The organism is Streptomyces sp. NBC_00887 (assembly GCF_045207585.1).
Genome location: NZ_CP108788.1, coordinates 2,998,600 through 3,020,659 on the forward strand (window position 1 = coordinate 2,998,600; position 22,060 = coordinate 3,020,659).

Sequence of the window (22,060 nt, forward strand, 5' to 3'; positions counted from 1 at the left end):
TAAATGCGCTCATGACGGATGACCAGCGATCGGCCGGTGCGGCACCCACCCTGGAGGACGTGGCGAGGGCGGCCGGCGTTTCGCGCGCCACCGTCTCGCGGGTCATCAACGGGGTGCGCAATGTCGATCCCGGGATCCAGGAGGCCGTGCGTCAGGCCGTCTCCGTCACCGGATACGCGCCCAACCGCGCGGCACGCTCCCTGGTCACGCGGCGGGCGGACTCCATCGTCCTGGTCGTTTCGGGTGCGGGCGTGGAGACGGACGAAGAGGACGGAGCGGGGGCGGCCGACGGGGGCTCCTTCACCGCCCGCGTCTTCGCCGACCCGTTCTTCGGCCGGGTGGTGACAGGAGTCGTCAACTACCTGCGGCCGCGCGGGATGCACCCGGTCCTGATGTTCGCCGAGACACCGCGGGCCCGGGACGAGGTGGTGTCCTACCTGCGGCAGGGCAGCGCCGACGGGGCGCTGATCGTGTCGACCCACGCCGAGGACCCGTTGCCGGGAATGATCACGGATGCGGGACTGCCAGCGGTCCTGTACGCGCGTCCCGCCCGGCCGGTACGGATCAGCTATGTCGACCTGGCCCACAGGGAGGGGGCCGGACTCGCCGCCGAGCATCTGCTGGCGCGCGGCTGCCGTCGGATCGCCACGATCACCGGCCCGCTGGACGTGCCCGCGGGACAGGAGCGTCTGGCCGGCTTCCGGGAAACGATGGCGCGGCGCGGACACCCGTACATCCCGATCGCCGAGGGGCAGTTCACCCAGGAGAGCGGCGAGGCCGCGATGGAACGACTGCTGACGGAACACCCCGATCTGGACGGGGTGTTCGCGGGGAACGACCTGATGGCCATGGGCGCCTGCCACGTCCTGCGGGAGCACGGCAGGCGGGTGCCCGCGGACGTGGCCGTGATCGGCTTCGACGACAGCAGCGCGGCCTCCGCCTGCCGGCCGCCGCTCACGACGGTGCGACAGCCGGTGGAGGACATGGCGGCGGAGATGGCGCGACTGCTTCTGGACCGCCTCGCGTCACCGGACAGCCCGGCGACATCGGTGATCCACGAACCGGCCCTCGTGGTGCGGGACTCCGCCTGATGCTCCGGCCGGGCTTCCGGGGCGGTCCTGACCGACGGTCCGGCGGTTGCGCGTACGGGATGGTGCGCGGCGTCGCTTCGAAGGGCCTACGATCCTGGCCCTGACCGATCGTCGAATCCTGAGGAGCACCAGCACTCATGCGCATGACCCGTCTCACCACCGCCGTCCTGGCCACCGCGCTCGGCTTCACCGGCGCGCTCGTCACCGGCTCGAGCGCCGGCGCCTCGGCCCAGTTCGGATGCCAGTACAAGGTCGTGTGGCCGACCGCCGGGGTGTACGAGAACCCGAACCCGAACAGTGTGGTCGTCAAGACCAAGCACGCGGGTGACATAGTCGGCGCTTCGACCTGCGAGGGCGCCGCGTACAACGAGTACAGCTACGCGATGGTCACCACCGATGCGGCGGCCGACGGCCGGGGCTGGATGCGCGTGGAGGCGCTCGTCCAGCTCTGACGACCGCTGGCGGACTCCACGCACGTCTGAGTCGCGCCCGGGCGGATCCAGGCCGCCCGGGCGTCTCATCGGCAGCCCTCGGCCCCCTCGCACGACAGGGTCCCGGACCGCTTCGCCCCGCGTCGGTGCTTCCGTGCGCCGCCGTCGGCTCCGGCTCAGCCCGCCGGAGTACGGCTGCGCAGGGCGGTCGAGGCCGGCCGAACCGGACCGGGCGCGTTGGCCGGATCCGGAGCCGTCGAGGGCCGGCTGCCACCGCGGGCCAGGAAGTCGGACAGGGGCAGGGTCGCGGCGCCCACCGTGACCGCGTCCGGACCGAGGTGCCCCATCTCGATCGTGGTGCGGGCCACCGCGTGCCTCAGCGCGTACTCCTGGGCGTACCGCCGGATGTCCGGGAGCAGATGGGGGCCGATCAGCAGCCCGGCCCACCCGCCGAGCAGGATCCGGTCGGGCAGGAACAGGTTGACGAGATCGGCCAGGGCGGCACCCAGGTACTCGGCCGTCTCGTCCAGGATGGCGACCGCCACCGGGTCCGGGGCGGTGCTGCCCGGTCCCGGGTAGGCGGCGGCGAGGAGCGCGGCGAGGGCGGCCTCGTCGTCGGTGTCCGCGGGCAGCGGGCCGCCGGCCTCGTGCCAGCGCTCACGCATGGCCTCCGCACCGGCGTACGCCTCCAGGCAGCCGATCGAACCGCAGCGGCAGCGGCGGCCCCGCACCTGAACGGTGGTGTGGCCCCACTCCAGGGCCGCGTTCGACAGGTCCTCGTCGAGGATCTCTCCTCGGTTCACGCTGGCACCCACGCCTGAGCCGATGAGGGCGATGGCGGCGACTTCGGCGCCCCGGCCGCCGCCGAACCACATCTCTGCCTGCCCCAGCGTCTTGGCTCCGTTCTCGATGAAGAACGGCACCTCCGGCGGTACGTCGACGGCGTCGCGGAGCATCCGCTCGAAGGGGACCGCGCTCCAGCCGATGGTCTGGCCGTGCACGACCGTGCCCCGGCCGTCGGCGGCTCCGGATGCCTCGCGTTCGACGATTCCCGGCACGCCGATGCCGATCCCGAGCAGCCTGCCCGGGTCGGCACCCGCGTCGCGCAGAACATCGGCCACCCCGGTACGGACGTGCCTGACGATGCGGTCGACGTCGTAGCCGTGCTGGGCGAGCAGGCGTTCGGTGCGGGCCAGTTCCGTGAGCGACAGGTCGAAGAGCTCGACGCGGACCCGGGTCTCCCCGATGTCGATGCCCACGAGCAGGCCGCCACCGGGGGCGATCCGCAGCAGGGTACGGGGGCGCCCTCCGTCGGAATCGACGATTCCGGCCTCCTCCAGGAGGCCCTCCGCGGCCAGCTCGGCGACCACGTTGCTGATGGAGCCCGAACTCAGCCCCGTCGCGGGGCCGAGCTCCTGACGGCTCAGCGGGCCGTCGAAATACAACCGTTGCAATACCCTCGCCCGATTGCCCCTTCGCAGGTCACGCACGGTCCGTCTGCTGCGCTCAGCCATGTTGCTCCCTTCGTTCCGGAAACATACCCCGCCCGCACCCCTTGACGCACACTTCCTTCACCTCTTAAATCACGTCATAAATTAAGTGATGGACGGCCGTTCGGGTCCCGAACGATGCCATCCCCGGAAAGGGGCCACCTTTCATGCGTCACCTCAGAGCCGCAGCAGCTGTCACCCTCGCCATGTCCGTCGCGGCCGGAGTCACCGGCTGCGGAGGCGGCACGTCGTCGTCCGGCGGCAGCAACGAGTCACCCAAGACCCTCACGTACTGGGCGTCCAACCAGGGCCCGAGCATCGAGGCCGACAAGAAGATCCTCACTCCCGAGCTGAAGAAGTTCGAGAAGGAGACCGGGATCAAGGTGAAGCTGGAGGTCGTCCCCTGGGCCGACCTGCTGAACCGGATCCTCGCCGCCACCACGTCCGGTCAGGGCCCCGACGTGCTGAACATCGGCAACACCTGGTCGGCCTCGCTCCAGGCCTCCGGAGCGCTGCTCCCGTGGGACGACAAGAACTTCGAGGCGATCGGCGGCCGTGACCGCTTCATCGACTCGGCCGTCGCGTCGGCCGGCAAGGAGGGCGAGCCGCCCGCCGCGGTGCCGCTGTACTCGCTGGCGTACGCGCTCTACTACAACAAGGCGATGTTCGCCGAGGCCGGCATCACCGCGCCGCCGACCACCTGGGACGAACTGGTCGCCACCGGCAAGAAGCTGTCGAAGGACGGCAAGTGGGGGCTGGGCGCCGAGGGTGCGAACCTCTCGAACAACATCCACCAGGCCTTCGTCCTCGGCCAGCAGCACGGAGCCGACTTCTTCGACGCGTCCGGCAAGGCGACCTTCACCTCCGACGGTGCGGTCGCCGCCGTGAAGCAGTACATCGACCTGATGGCCAAGGACAAGATCATCGCCCCGGGCAACGCGGAGTACGCCCAGAACCAGTCACTCACGGACTTCGCCAAGGGCAAGACGGCGATGGTGCTGTGGCAGGCCGCCGCGACCACCTTCGCCGCCCAGGGCATGAAGCCCGAGGACTGGGGTGTCGCCCCCGTCCCCGTGGAGTCGGGCGTCCCCGGCACGGGCAAGAACACCAACTCGATGGTCGCCGGCATCAACATGGCCGTGTTCAAGAACTCCAAGAACATCGACGGTGCCAAGAAGTTCGTGAAGTTCATGACGAGCGACGAGGAGCAGAAGCTCCTCAACAAGACCTACGGCGCGATTCCCCCGGTCAAGGCGGCCCAGGCCGACGCGGCGTTCTCGGCCCCCGACCTGAAGGTCCTGCGCGACACGCTCGCCACCAGCGCCGCCCCGCTCCCCCAGGTCCCCAACGAGTCACAGTTCGAGACCGCCGTGGGTACGGCGATCAAGGAGCTGTGGGCCGAGGCCGCAGCAGGCAAGCCGATCACCACCGAGACCGTCAAGGCGCGCCTGGACAAGGCCCAGCAGACGATGCAGCAGTGAGGCACTCTTCATGACCGCCGTGACCACCGATCCCCAGGTCGACAAGTCGGACAGGGTGACGAGCACGGGCACCGGGGATGCGCGCAGGAGACTGCCGCGCATCCCCGACCGGATCCGCCGCGGCGGACTGCCCTATCTCCTCCTGCTCCCGGCCGTCCTGCTGGAACTCCTGATCCACATCATCCCGATGGCCATCGGGATGATGATGAGCTTCCGCCAGTTCACGCAGTTCTACATCAACAACTGGGCCGGGGCGCCCTGGACCGGACTCGACAACTACAGCATCGCCGTCGACTTCAACGCCCCGATCGGCGAGGCACTGCTCCACTCGTTCCTCGTCACCTGTGTCTTCACCTTCTTCGCCGTCGGTCTGGCCTGGCTGTTCGGAATCGCCGCAGCGATCATGCTGCAGGAGAACTTCCGCGGCCGGGGCTTCCTGCGGGCGGTGTTCCTCGTCCCGTACGCACTGCCGGTCTACGCGGCCGTCATCACGTGGGCCTTCATGTTCCAGCGGGACAACGGGCTGGTGAACCACGTACTCCACGACCAGCTCGGGCTGACGGACGAGCCGTCGTTCTGGCTGATCGGCGACAACAGCATCTACGCGCTGATCATCGTCTCGGTCTGGAAGGGCTGGCCGTTCGCCTTCCTCATGCTCATGGCCGGGCTGCAGAACATCCCGCGCGAGCTGTACGAGGCGGCCTCGATCGACGGCGCCGGCATCTGGCAGCAGATCCGCAAGATTACGCTTCCCTCACTGCGGCCCGTCAACCAGGTCCTGGTGCTCGTCCTGTTCCTGTGGACGTTCAACGACTTCAACACGCCGTACGTGCTGTTCGGGAAATCAGCGCCGGAGAACGCCGACCTGATCTCGATCCACATCTACCAGTCGTCGTTCGTCACCTGGAACTTCGGCAGCGGCTCGGCGATGTCCGTCCTGCTGCTCCTCTTCCTGCTGGTCGTCACGGCCGTCTACCTGTTCTTCACCTCACGCGGAAGGAAGGGCTCCCATGGCTAGCCACGCCCGGTCCCCCATGGCCGCACCGCAGTCCTTCCTCTGGACCCGCCGCATCGTCCTGACCGTCCTCGCGGGCTTCGTCCTGCTGCCCGTGTACGTCATGGTCAGCAGCTCGCTGAAACCGCTCCAGGACGTGTCGGGGAAGTTCCAGTGGATCCCGTCCGAGCTCACCGTCCGGCCGTACTTCGACATCTGGGAGACCGTCCCGCTCGCCAAGTACTTCGTGAACTCGCTGATCGTCGCAGCTTCCGCGACGGTGCTCTCGGTGACGATCGCGGTGTTCTCGGCGTACGCGGTGAGCCGCTACAGCTTCCGCGGCAAGCGGGTGTTCACCGTCACGGTGCTCTCCACGCAGATGTTCCCGGGGATCCTCTTCCTGCTGCCCCTGTTCCTGATCTTCGTCAACATCGGCAACAGCACCGGTCTCGCCCTCTACGGCTCGCGCGGCGGACTGATCCTCACCTACCTGACCTTCTCGCTCCCCTTCTCCATCTGGATGCTGATCGGCTACTTCGACTCCATCCCGAAGGACCTGGACGAGGCGGCCCTGGTGGACGGATGCGGCCCGATCAGGGCCCTGTTCCAGGTCGTCGTGCCGGCCGCGGTGCCCGGGATCGTCGCCGTGTCGGTGTACTCGTTCATGACGGCCTGGGGCGAGGTGCTCTTCGCCTCCGTGATGACCAACGACGAAACCCGCACCCTGGCCGTGGGACTCCAGGGATACGCCACCTTGAACGACGTCTACTGGAACCAGGTCATGGCGGCGTCGCTGGTGGTCAGCGTGCCCGTCGTCGTGGGATTCCTGCTCCTGCAGCGCTACCTCGTCGCCGGACTCACCGCGGGCGCCGTCAAGTGACCGAAACGGAAAGGCAGTCAGTGAACAACCTCAACGCCCTCCCGGCCGACTTCACCTGGGGCGTCGCCACGGCCGCGTACCAGATCGAGGGAGCGGTGGCGGAGGACGGCCGCTCCCCCTCGATCTGGGACACCTTCTCCCACCTCCCCGGCACCATCGACAACGGGGACACCGGCGACGTGGCATGCGACCACTACCACCGTGTCCCCGAGGACATCGGCCTGATCAAGCAGCTCGGGGCGGACGCCTACCGCTTCTCGCTCGCCTGGCCGCGGATCGTGCCGGGCGGCGACGGACCGGTGAACAAGGCGGGTCTCGACTTCTACGACCGGCTGGTCGACGGTCTCCTGGAAGCCGGGATCGCTCCGTTCGCCACGCTCTACCACTGGGACCTGCCGCAGGCACTGCAGGACCGCGGCGGCTGGACCGTCCGGGAGACCTCCGAGCACTTCGCGGCGTACACCTCCGCCGTCGTCGAGCGCCTCGGCGACCGGGTGAAGGACTGGGCGACCCTCAACGAACCGCTCTGCTCCGCGTGGGTCGGCCACCTGGAAGGCCGGATGGCACCCGGTCTGACCGATCTGACGGCCGCCGTCCGCGCCTCGTACCACCTCCACCTCGGCCACGGTCTGGCCGTGCAGGCGATCCGCGCACAGTCCCCGGACGCCCGTGTCGGCATCGTCAACAACCTCAGCCCGATCGAGCCGGCGAGCGGCAGCGAGGCCGACCGCGCCGCCGCCGTCCGTGCCGACGGCCACGTCAACCGCTGGTGGCTCGACCCCATCCACGGCCGCGGCTACCCGCAGGACATGGTCGACCTGTACGGGGTGGAGCTCCCCGTGCGGCCGGGCGATCTGGAGACCATCGCGGCGCCGCTGGACTGGCTGGGCCTGAACTACTACTTCCGCCAGGTCGTCACCGCCGACGAGAACGGACCCGTACCCAACGCCAAACAGATCTACCTGCCCGGCTCTCGGCACACCCATATGGACTGGGAGGTCCACTCCGACGGGCTGGAGCAGCTCCTGCTGCGCCTCACCGAGGAGTACGGCGCACAGCGCATCTACGTCACCGAGAACGGCGCGGCCTATCAGGACGTCGTCCGGGCCGACGGCTCGGTGCACGACCCGGAGCGCACCCAGTATCTGGAGGAACACCTGGAGGCCTGTGCCCGCGCCGTGCGCAAGGGCGCACCGCTGGCGGGCTACTTCGCCTGGTCGCTGCTGGACAACTTCGAATGGGCCTACGGCTACGACAAGCGCTTCGGCCTGGTCCACGTCGACTACGCCACCCAGCGCCGCACGGTCAAGAGCAGCGGCCGGCGCTATGCGGAGCTGATCCGCGAGGCCTCGGGCGGCAGGCCCCGCAAGGCGGCCTGAGCCCGGCGCCCGAGGACGGCCGGAGCCCCCGGACACGGCATCCACGGATGCACGTGTCCGGGGGCTCCGGCCGTTCGGCACACCGTCGGGCGGCAATCATGCGGACGGTCCCCGACGCATATGCTCACCGTATGGAGCAGAGTGAAGTCCTCAAGCGAGTGATCGGCATCCTCACGGAGGCGGGCGAGATGCAGCGCCACGCCGAGGAGGACACGAACGGGCACGACCCGGACGCGGGCGGAAGCATCGTGACGACTCTCCTCAACGAGACGATGCCCCACATCGCCATTCCCGGGGACGCGACCGTCGAGGAGATGGCCCTTCTGGTGGGCAGGGAAGTCGGCGGCGCCGTCGAGCAACTGGTCGGCGCATTCACCCTGGCCTTCATCGCACTCGCCCAGGTCCACGACTCCGGCCAGGGAGAAGTGACGTCCGCCGACGTCCTGCAGGACCTCGCCCTGCGCGCCGAGGAGCTGAGCTCCGACGACGACGGCCCCGAGGATTCCCCCTAGGACTTCTCGTTCGGACCGTACCGGGGCCACAGCGCCCCGCAGTCCGGGCAAGGACCCCGCGAAAACGGCAAGAGTCCGCGGCGGGCCACGGATCTCCGTGGCCCGCCGCGGACTTCCCTGCCGCACCGACAGCGGGGAGAGAGACGGCGCGGCAGGTCCTACGAGCGGTCAGCTCCGGTAGACGCCGAACTCGTAGAGCGAGTAACCCCAAGGGGTGCCGCGTACCGAGGTGTTCACGCGTACGTAGCGCGCGTCGCCCGCGACGTCGATGTCATCGATGCCGCCGTTCCCCTCGGTGACGGTGTGCACGGTGGTCCAGTCCTGGCCGTTGTCCGAGGTCTGCAGCGTGTACCCCTTGGCGTATGCCGCCTCCCAGGCCAGCTGCACGTGGTTGAACGAGGTCTTCGCCCCGAGGTCCACCTGCAGCCACTGCTGGTCGGCCCAGTCGCTCGCCCAGCGGGTGTCGAAGGAACCGTCGACGGCGTTGCCCGCGGGGCAGGGGCACCCGACGCTGTCGGGCTGGAAGGTGGAGGCGGTGGCCGGCTTGCCCGCCGCCACGTTCGTACCGCCGACCTCCGGGGGCACGACCGCGAAGGACTTCGTCTCGATGCCGACGTTGCCCTTGCCGTCCGACGTCTTGATGTAGACCTTCCACACGCCGAGCCGGTCGGGCGCGGTGACCTCGAAGGTGCCGTTGCCCTTGTCCGTGAACCGGGCGTCCGTCAGCTGACCGTTGTCGTCGACGTACTTGCTGCCGAACAGCACCTGGTGCGTGAGCGCGTCACCGTCCGGGTCGGAGACGGACGCCTTCACGGTGAACGGCTTGCCCGCCTGGATCGCCGAGGCGTTGTCGACCGTCATTCCGGTGATCACGGGCGGTGTGTTGTCGCCCGAGGTGTCCGCCCCGTACGCCTCCTTGACCGCGTAGTACGAGAGCCTCTTCTGGCCGGCCGGGAGCAGGTTGAACCAGACGCCGCCGAAGTCGTACTCCGTGCCGTAGTGGAAGAGCGTCGCGCCCAGCGCCACTCCGCCGTGCCCCGTGATGCACTGCCAGGCCCTGCCGTAGCCCTCGGCCTTGGCCACGTCTGTCGGCTCGTCCGGTACGCCGTGGGCGTCGTCCGGTACCTCCCACTCACCGGCAGGACCGCCCTCGGTGACGATGTAGGGCTTGTCGAAGCCCTCGTTCTCCCAGGTCTGGCGGATGTCACAGACGGCGCCGTAGGAGTTCACGGCGTACAGGTCGAGGTCGGGCGCGTTCTTCTTGTAGTACGCCCAGGCGCCGGTCCACGCGTCCGTCGAGGTGACGGGGTGGTCGGGGTCGACTGCGTGGATCTTCTTGGTGATGTCGTTGACGAACGTCGTGTACGCGTCGCGCTGCTGTTCCAGGGCGTCACCGCTGTAGCAGTTCTGCAGACCGAGCACCGACTCGTTGCCGACGTTCCACATCAGGACACCCGCGTGGTCCTTGTAGGTCTCCACCCACTTGGGGAACTCGGCGAGCATGTTGTTCTTGTACGCGGTGTCCGTCAGGTAGTTGACGCACCCACCGCTTCCCGGGCCGCCGCCCGGCTGGAGCCAGAACCCGGCGATGACCTTGATCCCGTTGTCGGCGGCGCTGTCCAGGAGCGGTCTCGTCGTGGCGTCCGTGCCCCAGGTTCGAATGGTGTTGACGCCCATGGACTTGACGTCGGGCATGTACTTTCCGGCGTCGGCGACCGCGGGGCCCCAGGTGAGGCCCTTGACCGTGTACGGCGAGCCGTCGACGGTGAGCCGCCATGCGCCCTGCGATCCCTCGACTTTCACCACGCTTCCGGCCGCCTGCGCTGCGGGCACAGGCATGACGGCCGCTCCGGCGGCGACGAGGACGGCCACGGTGAGGCGGGCCGTCGTACGCCTGCGGCCGTGGGCCGACAGGTTGAGATGTGGCAACTGCATGGGGGGAGACACTTCCTTGCGGGAGTCGTAAGCATTGGAGAGCGCTCTCCCCGATGGGCACACTGCACCCATCGGGGAGAGCGCGGTCGGGTCAGGGCAGTTCGTAGTTCTCGTCCAGGACAGCACCGTCACCGGGGCGGTTCTGGTCGTAGCCCCGGGCGTCGCACTGGAGACCGCCGACGACACAGTGGCTGACCATGGCCTTCAGCGTGGCGTCGTCCCAGGCGTTGAAGAAGTCGTAGTGGAAGGAGTGGCCCGTACCGCTGGCCAGCCTCACCTGCGACATGTCACCGTTGACCGGCCACGCCATCTTGAACTCGATCATCGGCAGAGCGACGGGATGCGAGGTCGGGCAGACGTTCTGGTTGGCACCCTGGGCGCCCGGATAGGCCATGTGGGCCTTGTGGTCCGGGGTGTCGAGGTGCCTCCCGTCCCAGCAACTGGGCGCCTGCATACGGAGGTTCAGCTGCACGTCCGGACGCGACGGGCAGGTGGCCGGGAAGTCGAAGTTGTTGTAGCTCTCCCCGCACTCCCAGCCCTCCACCCTGCCCGGATGATTGCGGAACTCCTGCAGCGTCTGTGTCGGACTGCCGACGACGAACCGCAGCCCCTTCGGGAAGGGCCTGACGCTCCGGTAGTCGGTCACCCCGGACTTGTAGTAGATGGTCTGCGGACCGACCGGGCGCACCTCCTGGTTGCCCTTGTAGAGCGTCGGCATCCAGTACGCGGACAGGTCACCGGGCGCCTTGCAGGCGGTTCCGCCCCCGCCGAGCGAGGCGGTGGTGCTGTTCTCGTCCGTGGTGTCGTTGCCCATGAAGGTGTGGTTGTGGGACTTTCCGGTCTGCCCCGGGTAGACGATCGGGTCCACGGAACCGGTGTGGTTGACCGAACAGTTCGCCTGGAACTCGTGGAAGTACCGGACCGGAGGGATCTCGGCGGACGGCTGCACCCCGGTGACCGGCGGATTCGCCGGAATGTATCCGTCGCCGTCCGGATCGTCGCCCGACGGAACAGGATCGGCTGCCGCCATGACGTGTCCCTGCACGACGTGCGACGCCGCGGCGGGCACGCCGGCCGTCTGCGGGGCCGCACCGGTGGTTCCGGCACCGGCGCTCGTGATCGCGTTGAGCCCCAGGGCCACCAGGGCCAGGGCCGTGGCGACGATGAGTGCGGACACCAGAGTGGTTCTGCTGAATCTTTCGGCCATGCGGACCTCCATGCCGCTCTTCATCCGCGCACATCGGGTGCGCAGTGGGGGGAGAGTGGAGCTGGATCGGGCACCCGGGAGGGGCCCACCCAGTGCGGCTCGAGGCCGGGACCCCTTGCGGAGACCCCTGGGAGAGCGCTCTCCAAAGCGGTGCCAGTGTTACGTCGCCGCTGAGAGCATGTCAATAGTCTGTGAACGATGCGCCATGTAAGGGCAGTTGGCGCGGACCCGGCCGGCAACGGTGTGCGGCAGCGACAAATCCGGCGCCGGGCGAGGGGCGGCAGCGCGCGACAGCGGGCCGGAGGAACGCGTTACCCGGCAGGGTGCCTGACGGGCAGGCCCGGCACACCGGGTGCGGCCCGCGGCCGGGGCGCACGGCGTTCGGGCGAGGCCGGTCGCGCGAGGGAACGAGCGGGCGCACAGAAAACGGGCAGCCGCCCCGGTCAACGCACGAACGGCCCGCTACGACAGGGGGCCACCCTGCTGCCGTAACGGACCGTCGTCTTGCCGCCGGATCGCCGGGAAACCGGCGACGGCGTGGGGCGGGGCCGGGCAGGCCCCGCGGATCGTCAGGCCGTGTGGAGCCTCAGCCCGTACCGGTTGAGGATCTCGTTGATCGGCTGGTGCCAGGTCTCACCGCCGCTGCTGCAGTTGCCCCATCCGCCCGAGGTGACACCCTGCGCCTGGTCGCCGCTGATGAACGAGCCGCCGGAGTCACCCGGTTCGGCGCATACGCTGGTCTTGGTCATCTGACGGACGGCGCCCTGGCTGTAGTTCACCGTCTCGTTCTTGGCCAGGACTCTTCCGCAGTGCCAGTGCGTGGTGGAGCCGGAACGGCAGATCGAGGCGCCTATGGGCGCCTCGTTGGAGCCGCGGACCAGCTGGTCGGAGACGGTGCCCCAGCCGAGGACCACCGGGACGGTCCACCAGCCGCTGCCCACGTTCACCCAGGCGTAGTCGTTCTCCGGGAAGGACGATCCCTGGAAGTTGCCGATGGCCGAGCCGTCCCAGCCCCTGACGGCTCCGCCGACGCCGCCGCAGTGCCCGGCCGTGACGAAGCCGCCGTGCACCGAGAAGCCGATGGAACAGCGGACGTTGCCCGTGTAGTACGGGTCTCCGCCGACCGTTCCCGCGGCGAAGGTCTGCGGGGCCGCGGCGGTCTGCTTCACCGTGACCGGCCCGGCCTTCCGCGCTTTGGCGACAAAGGCGCGGACATCGTTGTCACCCTGGTGGGAGGCGACGACGTTCACCACGACGCTGTTCGCCTCGGGATCGACGTGCCAACTGCTGACCCCGCTGGGCGCGGAGAGTGCGTCCAGCCGGCTCTTGGCAGCGTCCAGCTCCTTCGCGGTGTGGTCGACGAGGCGGACGTCGGCGCCGGTCGCCCGGACGGAGCGGGCCGTCCCGCTGTCGGTGACGGCCACCGTCAGCCTGCCGCTGTCCGCGTCGAACCAGGAACCGCCGAACGACGCTCCCGCTGCGCGCTGCGCAGTGCCCTGCAGGGCCGTTGCCGACTTCTCGGCGGTGAGTCGCGCCTCGGCCTGACTTCTCGTCAGGCCCAGGTCCTTCTGCATGGCCGCCATCAGGGCGGCGCCGGCCCGGGGTTCGGCGGCGGAGGGGGAGTCCGCCGCGCTCGCCTGGGTGAGGCCGGCGGTTGCCCAGGTGCCGATGATGAGCAGCGCGGACAGACCGGTCCGCACCATCGTGGTGTGTCTCAAGGGAGTACCCCTTCGTGTTGTTCCAGCATCGTGGGGGTGGAACAGGAAGCATCCGAGAGTGTTCTGAGAGCGCTCTCAGAAGTGCCGCAACGGACTGTAGTCCAGATCGATAGACAGGTCCATGCCAATGACTGCCCGGTTGAGTCGATGTACTCATCCGGTGAACCCTCGGCAGTCCTGCTGTCACAGGAAACGGACGACCCGGAGACCGCGAGGAGCAGGCAATGGCCGGATCACGTCGCAGGCGGCCGAGAGCCGGAATCACCGGCGCCCCGGCCGTCCCGTTCGCGCTCCTCCTGGACGCCTGCGGCGTTCTCCGGACCGAGGACGCCCGTCACCTCGGGGAGCTGCGGATGGTGCATGGCATCCGCGAAGGCGGAGGAACGCTCAGGCTCCCTCCGCTGCAGCGGAGGCCCGGGGTACCTGTCAGGGCGTAGGCAGCGGGAGTCCGGCTTCGCGCCACCCCGTACGGAACAGCTCCCACGCGCCGCCTGAGTCACCGGCGGCGGTGGCCCAGATCCGCACCGCGTCCGTGGAACCGCCGACCGGCGGCCAGCCCGGATCGCCGGACGCGGCGAAGCCGGCCCACGCGCGCATCATGCGCACCGAAAGGTCGTGATCGGCGGGGTCCGGAGGGCCGCCCACGAGGAAGTGGACGCTCTCCTCGTCGAGGTTGCCGAAGGCGAACGGGATGTCCGCGCAGTGCCAGGCCCGGACGGGTTCGCCCGGGCGGCCCCGCTGCCGGGCGAAGCGGGACAGGAAGGCCCGGCCGCCTGCCCGCGCATGGGATTCGGCGAGTCTGCTGCTGTACTCGCCGAACAGCATGTCTCCGTACACGGCGAGGAAGACATCGAGTACGGGAGCACCGGGCATGAGTGCGCGGTAGCGGTCCAGCAGCGCTGCGGGCAGCTGGAAGTCTTCGGCGAATGCGGCGAGTTGTCTCTCTGTGGTGATCTTCGCGCTGCTGCCGACGGCGTCCAGCAGCCAGTACTCCTCGGTCGTGTGGCAGACCAGCAGGTCGACATCGGACGCGCCGCCGGCGGCGAACGCCGCCAAGGGCTCCAGCGGAAGCGTGTCGCCGCCCGCCACCGGCCCGTAGATGGCGGGGTCGTAGTGGCGCTGCCCTGATGCCGGGTCGAGGCGGTAGCCGTCGGCCACCGCGTCCGAGGCGTCGACGAGGGCGGCCGGGGAAGTGGATACGAGGCCGTCGTACGTGGCCGGCACGCCTGCCGCGGCGGCCACCTCCTGTGTGGTGCGGGCAGCGGATTCCGGGGAGGCGCAGGAGTTCACGGCGCTGTGCGCGACGGCACGGCGGAACAGTCCGCGCGCCCGGACCATCGCCATCAGGCAGGCCACGGATGTCGCTCCGGAGGACTGTCCTGCCACGGTGACGTTGTCGGCGGCGCCGCCGAACGCGGCGATGTGGTCCCGCACCCATTCCAGGGCGGCGACCTGGTCGAGCAGACCCCGGTTGTCCGGGCAGGACTCCCCGCCGGCGACGGGCGGGACGTGACCGAACCCCTCGAAGCCGAGACGGTAGTTGAGCGTGACCACGACGAGTCCGTGTCCGGCGAGGGGCGTGCCGTCGAAGTCGGGCTGCGCTGAGGAGCCGAAGACGTAGGCGCCGCCGTGGATCCAGACGAGCACCGGAAGCGCGTCGCCGACGCCGCCCGGGGTCCAGATGTTGAGGCTGAGGACGTCCTCGTCGCCGGGTGACCAGCCGGGCGCTCCGGGCAGTCGTGCGGACTGCGGGGCGACGGGTCCGAACGCCGCGCAGTCCCTGATGCCGTCCCAGGCGGCGGCGGGGCGCGGGGCCCGGAACCGGTCGACGCCGAACGGCGGTGCGGCGTAAGGGATTCCGCGCAGTACGACGACTCCGGGGTCGCGCGCGGTCCGCCGACCGCGGACCGCTCCCGACCTCGTCCTGAACACCGTCATCCGCGCTCCCCCGTCGTGTCTTCCGCCTCCCGCAGACGGCACGGTGCCAGCCTTTCATCAGGCGGGCGGTGCGGGCCAACGCCGAGATCGCGTCCGCCGACGCACTTCCGATGTGCATCGGGGCTCGGTCCGGTGGAGCCGGGCGGGCGCATCCCGCCGGACCCTGCCGACGGACGTGGGCGGACCTACAGCGGGGCCTGCTGCAGGACGATTTCGCGCACGGTGGCCATGTCGCTGAACGGGATCAGTTCGTCGCCGACGGTCTGGTGGGGCTCGCTCCCCTTGCCGGCGATCAGCACGATGTCGTCCGGGCCCGCGGCGGACAGGGCGAACTCGATGGCGCCACGGCGGTCGGCGCGGCGTTCGAACGGGGTGCCGGTGGCCTCGATGCCGGGTGCGACCTGGTCGAGGATCGCCTCGGGGTCCTCGTGGCGCGGGTTGTCCGAGGTGAGGACGCACAGGTCGGAGTGGGTACCGGCGATCGTTCCCATCTCGGCCCGCTTGGTGGTGTCCCTGTCGCCGCCGCAGCCGAAGACGGTGATGACCTTGGCCCGGGCGAAGCCGCGGATGGTGCCGAGGACCTTGTTCAGCGAGTCCGGCGAGTGCGCGTAGTCCACGATCACCGAGGTTCCCCGGGGTGTCGTGAAGCGCTCGAACCGGCCCGGGATCTGCGGCATCCGTTCGAGTGCGGCGACCAGGCCGGCGAGGTCGTGTCCCAGGAGGTGGCAGGCGGCCACCGTGGCCAGCGCGTTCGCCACCGAGAACCGGCCGGGTGAGGGGATCGCCGCCGGGTACTTGCGGCCGTCGTGGTGCAGCGTGAACCGGGTGCCCGAGGCGTCCACGGAGAGGTCGGTCGCCCGGTAGTCCGCGTCGGTGTCGAGGGCGTACGTGGTGACGGCGCCGGGCATCATCGCCTGGATGCCTGCTCCCACCGGGTCGTCCGCGTTCACCACGGCACGCCGGCACAGCCCCTGGAAGAGGCGCAGCTTCGCGTCCCGGTAGTTCTCCATCGTTCCGTGGTCGTCCAGGTGGTCCTGGCTCAGATTGGTGAAGACACCCACGTCGATGAAGGTGCGGTCCACCCGGTGCGTGAGCAGGCCCATCGACGTGGCCTCCAGCACCACGCTGCCCACTCCCCTGTCGCGCATGCAGCCCAGCAGGTACTGCAGGTCGGGTGATTCCGGAGTGGTCAGCACGGAGTGCGGCATCGGGATCAGCTCGTCGCCGATACGGCTGCCGGCGGTGCCGATGACGCCGCTCCGCACGCCCTCGGAGATCCGCAGCACGGACTCGACCATGTACGAGACGGAGGTCTTCCCGTTGGTGCCTGTGATCGCCACCAGGTCCATCTGCTTCCCCGGCTCGCCGAAGTAGCGCGACGCGACGACCGCGGCCGCGACACGGGTGTCCGGCACCCGTACGACGCAGACGTCGGCCGCTGCGGCGGGCAGCACGCAGCTGTCGTCCACGATGACCGCCACCGCGCCCCGGGCGAGGGCGGGGGCCACGGATTCCGGGCCGCCCTCCACGTGTCCGGGCACCGCGATGAACAGGGATCCCGGTGCCACCCGGTCCGCGTCGAGGGCCGTTCCCGCGGTGATCCAGGTCTCCTCCGGGTCACCCTGGAGTAGGTCGTGGTCCTGCCCGGCGAGCAGCGCGCTCAGCTTCAAGATGTTCCCTTCGAGGGTGGCTGTGGCCGTGGTGGGGCCGTCGCCGGGGCGCAGCGACGGCGGTGCGCCGATGCTGCGGTGGTGAAGTGGGGCTCGTACGCCGTGCGGGGAGCACTGTGCGTCGAGCGGTGTGCGATGAGCGAGGTGCGACGGGTGATAGGCGCGGTGGAGCAGCGGGACGGGGCAGAGACCCGGTCAGGAACCGCTGAAGATCGCTAGCCGTGTCCGTGCAGGACGGTGCGGCAGCTCGCGGACGCGTCGAGGGCGGCCTGGTGCAGGCACTTCCCCATGACACTGATGCGACCCATGAGCCGAGTGTACGTCCGGACAGGTGATCCGGATTCCGCTTCGCCGCCGTGAGGCGGCCCTACGGCGTGGACAGGGGCGTACGGCCCGGTCAGGGGCGTACGGCCGCCCCCCGGCGCGTTGACGCACCGAGGAGCGCCACGGTGAACGGGTGGCTCGGTGCGGTCAGGATCTGTTCCCCGGTGCCCTCCTCGACCACCTGGCCGCCGTCCAGTACGGCGAGGCGCGCCGCCTGGGCCGCTGTGTCCAGGTCGTGGGTGATGAGGACGACGCCGAGGCCGTCCCCCCGCCGGACCAGTGCGGCGAGCAGGTCCAGCAGGGAGCGCCGGGCGACCGGGTCGAGGCCCGAGGTGATCTCGTCGCACACCAGTACGCGGGGCCGCGCGAGCAGTGCCCTGGCGAGCGCCACGCGCTGGAGTTCGCCGCCGGACAGCCGCCCCGGAAGCCTTCGTACGAGGTCGTCGCCCAGCCCCAGGTCCGCGAGGGTCTGCCGGGCCTGCCGCGCCGCCTCCTCTCGGCCGGCTCCCCGCAGCCGTACCGCCGTGCGTGCGACCTGGTCCAGAACGGGCCGGTGTTCGTCGAAAGCCGCCCGCGCGTCCTGGAAGACGTACTGGACGGCGGCGAGCTGCTCACGGCTCCGGGCCCGCAGGCTCCGGGGCAGGGCCTCCCCGTCGAGGGACACGACCCCTTCGTGGTCGCGGTGCAGACCGGCGAGACAACGCGCAAGAGTGGTCTTGCCGCTGCCCGAGCGGCCCACGACGGCGAGGAGTTCACCGGTGCTGAGGGCCATTCCGGCCACACTCAGCACCCGGACGGGGGAACCCCCGGCGCGGTGGTGGGCGACGAGACGGTCGACCCGCAACACCTCCGCACCGGAGGCGACGGGGGTACCGGGGATCCCTGCTTCCGTGCGACCCCTGGTCCCCGGTCCGGCCAGGAGCTCCCGCGTCCACGGATGCGCGGGGGCCGAGAGCACGCGGTGCGCCGGTCCGTGTTCCACCACGCGTCCTCCCCGCATCACCAGCACCTCGTCCGCGAGTTCGCGTACGACGTCCATGTCGTGGCTGAGCAGCACGACGGCGATACCCCGGCGGGCCACCGCTGCCAGCCGGCCGACGATGCGGCGCCTGGTCAGGGCGTCCTGCCCGGTGGTGGGCTCGTCCGCGACGACGACACGGGCGCCGAGCAGCAGTGCCTGGGCGATGACGACACGCTGCTGCTGTCCGCCGGACAGCTGGTGCGGATAGCGGCGCAAGAGCGCTTCGGCGTCGGTGAGGTGGGCGTGACCGAGCGCCTCGATCACGCGCTGAGCCGCTGCCGTACGACGCCGGGCCCGGGGCAGGTCGCGCACCTGCTGCCGGGCCATGTCGTGCAGCAGGGCACCGATGCGGCGGGCCGGGTTGAGGACGGCCGCGGGATGCTGGGGGACGTAGCCGACCCGGGTGTCGTGCACGCGTACCTCGCCCGTCACACGGGCGCCCCCGGGGTACGCGCCGAGGAGGGCGAGGCCGGTCGTCGTCTTTCCGCTGCCGGACGCGCCGACCAGAGCGGTGACCTTACCGGCCCGGACCTGGAGGCTGACGCGGTCGACGAGGGCGCGTCCGTCGACCTCGACACTCAGGCGGCTGATCTCGGCGAGCACAGGGTGCTGGTTCATGGGCGTCGGCCCTTCCGGGGCGTGGTGCGGTTCTCCATGGCCGCGTCGACGAGCAGGTTGCCGCCCATGGTCAGCGCGACGATGAGCAGGGCGGGTACGACGACCGCCCACGGCTGGACGAGCAGTCCGGTCCGGTTGCGGTCCACCATCACGGCCCAGTCCGTAGTGTCCGGGGCGACCCCGATGCCCAGGAAGGCAGCTGTGGCGACGAGGTAGAGCACTCCCGTCAGCCGGATCCCGGCGTCGGCTGCCAGGGTCCGCAGGATGGACCGTCCGACGTAGCCGACGGCGATGCGCCACCAGCGCTCGCCCTGCATCCGCAGCGCCTCCACGGCAGGCCGGGAGGCGGCTTCCGCGGCGGCCGCGCGCACGATGCGGGCGGCGTCCGGGACGGAGACGAAGGCGACCAGCAGGGCGAGTCCGGCGGCACCTGGCGGAAAGGCGGCCGCCACCAGCAGGATCATGAGGAGCGAGGGCACGGCGAGCAGTACGTCCAGCGGACGCATCAGCAGTTCCTCCAGCCAACCGCGGTGGGTGAGGGCGCTGATCAGCCCGAGGGGCAGGGCGACCAGGTAGGCGAGGGCCGTCGCGACGAGCGCGACCAGGACCACGGACCGTCCGCCGAGCAGCACCTGGTCCAGGACGTCACGGCCGACGAAGTCGGTGCCGAGCCAGTGGCCACCGCCGAGTGTGAAGGAGGCTGCTCGGGCCGGGGGTTCGCCCGCGAGGAGCGGTCCGAGGACGGCGAGGCCGAGCGGAACTCCGGCGACGGCGGCGCCGGGCCCGTACCTCCCGAGCCGCGTCACGCCGCCACCCCCGACCGTGGCGCGAAACGGTGGGTGACGAGGTCGGCGCCGAGGTTGATGACGACCGTGGCGAGGCCGAAGACCACGGCGAGCCCCTGCACCACGGGGATGTCGCGGTCGGCCACCGCGTTCATGAGTACGGTGCCGAGTCCGGGGATCACGAACAGCGCCTCCACGACGACGACGCCGCACAGCAGCCAGTCGACGGTGCGGGCGAGCTGCTGGGTGGCGGGAGCGAGGGCGTTGGGCAGGGCGTGCCCGTACCGGATGCGTGCGCCGGAGATTCCGTAGCGGCGCGCCTGGACGGCGTACGGGGCGGCGAGCGCCTCGATCATTCCTGCCCGGACCAGCCGGGACAGCGAGCAGACGGGCCGCGCGAGCAGCACCAGGACGGGCAGGACGAGGGCGGCCGGATGCGTGAGCAGTTCGGTGCCGTAGCCCACGGCGGTCGGCGGGAACCAGCCGAGCCGGAGGGCGAACACGCTCACCAGCAGGACTCCCAGGGCGAATTCGGGGACGGCGTAGACGCCGAGGGTCGCCGAGCTGATGAGCCGGTCCGTGAGCCGGCCCTCGCGGCGGGCGGCAAGCACACCGAGGCCGACTCCGACGGGGACCAGGAGGAGCAGGGTGAGGGCCGCGAGGAGCAGGGTCGGTCCGAAGCCGTCCGCGAGGAAGGCTGCCACGGGCCGGCCGGAGGTGAGCGAGGTCCCGAAGTCGCCGTGCAGCAGGCCCGTAGCCCAGTCGGCCAGCCGGATGTGCGCGGGTTTGTCGAGCTCCATCGCCTCGCGCACGGCCGCGATGCGTGCCGGGTCGGGCTGGTCACCGGCGAAGGCCACGGCGGCGTCACCCGGCATCGCCTCGGTGAGTGCGAAGACCAGCAGCACGACGGCCCCGGTCTGGGCCACGCCGAGGAGCAGCCGCCGTGCGATCCAGGAACGCGGTCCGTTCACGCCAGCGAGACCTTGTCGAAGCGCGCCCAGTCCAGGGTGTTGGCGGGTGCCTCGCGCGCGACGCCCCGTACGGAGCGTGCGGTGCCGATGATCCAGTCCCCGAATCCCCAGACGAGGAACCCGCCCCGGGTGTGCAGTTGTCGCTGCATGCGGCCGTAGAGGGCATCGCGTCCTGCCTCGTCCTTGGTGGACTGGGCCTGCTGGTAGAGCGTGTCGAAGCTCTTGTCCTGCCACTTGGTCGCGTTGGTGGTGGAGCCGGTGAGCAGCCGCTGGGAGATGTGCGACTCGATGGGCATGGCCCCGGACCGGTAGCAGCACAGGGTGCCGGAGTCGAGGATGTCCTTCCAGTAGGAGTCCTTGCTGCCCATCCGGACGGAGACGGTGACCCCGGCGCGGGCCGCCTGGTCGCGGAAGATTCCGGCGGCTTCGGTGAACCCCGCGGCGACGGCCGATGTGTCGAGGGTGACCTTCAGGTTCTCCGCGCCTGCCTTCTTGAGGAGGTGGCGGGCGCGGTCGATGTCCTGTACGCGTTGCGGGAGTTCGTCCGCGTAGTACTCGTACCCCTTGCCGAAGAGGTCGTTGCCGATCTCGCCCGCGCCGGAGAGCGCACCGTCCACGAGTTCCTTGCGGCCTGCGATGTGGAAGAACGCCTCGCGGACGCGGGGGTCGTCGAAGGGCGGCCGGTCGGTCTTCATGGCGAAGGCCTGCATGGCGCTGTTCCGCAGGCGGACGATCTCGATGCTGCCGGCCTTCTCGTGTGCGCGGCCGGTGGCCGGGTTGAGCTCGTGCGCGTACTCGACCTGGCCGCCGAGGAGCGCGTTGACGCGGGCGGACTCCTCGTTGGCGACGACGAATTCGAGCTCGTCGAGGTACGGGGCACCGTCCCAGTAGTCGTCGTTGCGGCGCAGGACGGTGGAGCGCCCTGGTGCGAAGGAGACGAACCGGAAGGGGCCCGAGCCGACCGGCTTCCGGTCGAATCCGGTGGCGCCGTCCGGGACGATGTACGTGCCGAACGCGGCGAGCACGTTGGGGAATTCGGCCGTCGGCCGTTTGAGTACGAACTCGACGGTCCGCTCCCCCGTGGCGCGGCTCGCCTCCAGGTCGATGGGCTCCAGGGAGGCCCGTGCCCGGTACGCCTTCTCCGGGTCGGCGATGCGGCGGTAGCTGTACAGGACGTCGGCGGCGGTCACCGGCTTCCCGTTGTGGAAGTCGGCCTGCCGCAGGGTGACGGTCCAGCGGTCGAGCCCTTCGTTCGGCTCCCACTTCTCGGCGAGTCGCGGCTGGGCGGACAGGTCCGCGCCGTAGTCGGCGAGCTTGTCGAAGAGTGCCTTCGCGCGGGCCGCGTCGGCGAAGAGGTTACCCAGGTGGGGATCGAGCGTCTCGCTCGCACCGCCGCCGGCGAATGCGGCGCGCAGCCGTCCGCCGCGTCGTGGGGCGCCCGCTCCCCCGGCGGCGGCGCTGTCGGTGGTGCCGCTGCCGGAGCATCCGGCGAGAGCGAGTGCGCCGAGGCCGGCCGCTCCCCCGGCTGCGGCCAGGAAGCCGCGCCTGCGCAGGCGGGGGTAATTTTCGTGCGTACTGGGCGAATTGGGCATGGCTGATCTCCTGTTGTCGAGGG

18 protein-coding genes are annotated in these 22,060 nt (G+C 70.3%); 7 read left to right on the forward strand and 11 right to left on the reverse strand.

The annotated features are described in order from the left end of the window. The first annotated feature begins 11 nt into the window (after nucleotides 1-11). The gene (locus OG844_RS13665) at nucleotides 12-1,091 is read left to right on the forward strand and encodes a LacI family DNA-binding transcriptional regulator (protein WP_406390245.1); all 1,080 of its coding nucleotides are present in this window, start codon (nucleotides 12-14) and stop codon (nucleotides 1,089-1,091) included. A 137-nt stretch (nucleotides 1,092-1,228) separates the two neighbouring features. Next, complete coding sequence (locus OG844_RS13670) at nucleotides 1,229-1,543, forward strand: glycosyltransferase (protein WP_406390246.1); 315 nt, start codon at nucleotides 1,229-1,231, stop codon at nucleotides 1,541-1,543. A gap of 155 nt (nucleotides 1,544-1,698) precedes the next feature. Here OG844_RS13670 and OG844_RS13675 read toward each other — a convergent pair whose 3' ends face one another. Further along, the gene (locus OG844_RS13675) at nucleotides 1,699-3,036 is read right to left on the reverse strand and encodes an ROK family protein (protein ID WP_406390248.1); all 1,338 of its coding nucleotides are present in this window, start codon (nucleotides 3,034-3,036) and stop codon (nucleotides 1,699-1,701) included. Between the two features lie 143 nt (nucleotides 3,037-3,179). Between OG844_RS13675 and OG844_RS13680 the strand changes: the two genes are divergently transcribed. From OG844_RS13680 to OG844_RS13700, 5 genes are all read left to right on the forward strand, one after another. After that, nucleotides 3,180-4,493 carry an ABC transporter substrate-binding protein gene (locus OG844_RS13680; RefSeq protein ID WP_406390249.1) on the forward strand — a complete coding sequence of 438 codons (1,314 nt, stop codon included), beginning with the start codon at nucleotides 3,180-3,182 and terminating at the stop codon, nucleotides 4,491-4,493. Nucleotides 4,494-4,503: 10 nt separating this feature from the next. Beyond that, entirely contained in the window at nucleotides 4,504-5,511 is a 1,008-nt protein-coding gene (locus OG844_RS13685) for a carbohydrate ABC transporter permease (RefSeq protein WP_406390250.1), read from the forward strand. After that, nucleotides 5,504-6,367, forward strand: coding sequence for a carbohydrate ABC transporter permease (locus OG844_RS13690; RefSeq protein ID WP_384613622.1), 864 nt, complete (start codon nucleotides 5,504-5,506; stop codon nucleotides 6,365-6,367). The genes OG844_RS13685 and OG844_RS13690 overlap by 8 nt, the downstream gene beginning before the upstream one ends. Nucleotides 6,368-6,387: 20 nt before the next feature. Then, entirely contained in the window at nucleotides 6,388-7,746 is a 1,359-nt protein-coding gene (locus OG844_RS13695; protein WP_406390252.1) for a GH1 family beta-glucosidase, read from the forward strand. Nucleotides 7,747-7,877: 131 nt separating this feature from the next. Beyond that, on the forward strand, nucleotides 7,878-8,258 hold the full coding sequence (locus OG844_RS13700; protein ID WP_406390254.1) for a hypothetical protein: 381 nt from the start codon (nucleotides 7,878-7,880) through the stop codon (nucleotides 8,256-8,258). Between the two features lie 168 nt (nucleotides 8,259-8,426). Here OG844_RS13700 and OG844_RS13705 read toward each other — a convergent pair whose 3' ends face one another. From OG844_RS13705 to OG844_RS13750, 10 genes are all read right to left on the reverse strand, one after another. Beyond that, nucleotides 8,427-10,193 carry a discoidin domain-containing protein gene (locus tag OG844_RS13705; RefSeq protein ID WP_406390256.1) on the reverse strand — a complete coding sequence of 589 codons (1,767 nt, stop codon included), beginning with the start codon at nucleotides 10,191-10,193 and terminating at the stop codon, nucleotides 8,427-8,429. A 91-nt stretch (nucleotides 10,194-10,284) separates the two neighbouring features. Beyond that, entirely contained in the window at nucleotides 10,285-11,400 is a 1,116-nt protein-coding gene (locus OG844_RS13710) for a DUF1996 domain-containing protein (protein WP_406390258.1), read from the reverse strand. Between the two features lie 569 nt (nucleotides 11,401-11,969). Beyond that, on the reverse strand, nucleotides 11,970-13,103 hold the full coding sequence (locus tag OG844_RS13715; protein ID WP_406396119.1) for a S1 family peptidase: 1,134 nt from the start codon (nucleotides 13,101-13,103) through the stop codon (nucleotides 11,970-11,972). A gap of 248 nt (nucleotides 13,104-13,351) precedes the next feature. Next, nucleotides 13,352-13,480 (reverse strand): hypothetical protein, encoded by a 129-nt coding sequence (locus OG844_RS13720; protein ID WP_406390259.1) that lies wholly within the window; start codon nucleotides 13,478-13,480, stop codon nucleotides 13,352-13,354. A gap of 64 nt (nucleotides 13,481-13,544) precedes the next feature. Further along, a complete protein-coding gene (locus OG844_RS13725; RefSeq protein ID WP_406390260.1) occupies nucleotides 13,545-15,056 on the reverse strand; it encodes a carboxylesterase/lipase family protein in 1,512 nt (503 codons plus the stop codon). Nucleotides 15,057-15,241: 185 nt separating this feature from the next. Continuing rightward, nucleotides 15,242-16,726, reverse strand: coding sequence for a UDP-N-acetylmuramoyl-L-alanyl-D-glutamate--2,6-diaminopimelate ligase (locus OG844_RS13730; protein WP_406390262.1), 1,485 nt, complete (start codon nucleotides 16,724-16,726; stop codon nucleotides 15,242-15,244). A 397-nt stretch (nucleotides 16,727-17,123) separates the two neighbouring features. Next, entirely contained in the window at nucleotides 17,124-18,689 is a 1,566-nt protein-coding gene (locus tag OG844_RS13735) for an ABC transporter ATP-binding protein (protein WP_406390264.1), read from the reverse strand. Beyond that, the gene (locus tag OG844_RS13740) at nucleotides 18,686-19,495 is read right to left on the reverse strand and encodes an ABC transporter permease (protein ID WP_406390266.1); all 810 of its coding nucleotides are present in this window, start codon (nucleotides 19,493-19,495) and stop codon (nucleotides 18,686-18,688) included. The genes OG844_RS13735 and OG844_RS13740 overlap by 4 nt, the downstream gene beginning before the upstream one ends. Beyond that, on the reverse strand, nucleotides 19,492-20,445 hold the full coding sequence (locus OG844_RS13745) for an ABC transporter permease (protein ID WP_406390268.1): 954 nt from the start codon (nucleotides 20,443-20,445) through the stop codon (nucleotides 19,492-19,494). Before OG844_RS13745 ends, OG844_RS13740 begins: the two co-directional genes overlap by 4 nt. Next, on the reverse strand, nucleotides 20,442-22,037 hold the full coding sequence (locus OG844_RS13750) for an ABC transporter substrate-binding protein (RefSeq protein WP_406390270.1): 1,596 nt from the start codon (nucleotides 22,035-22,037) through the stop codon (nucleotides 20,442-20,444). The genes OG844_RS13745 and OG844_RS13750 overlap by 4 nt, the downstream gene beginning before the upstream one ends. Nucleotides 22,038-22,060 lie beyond the last annotated feature (23 nt).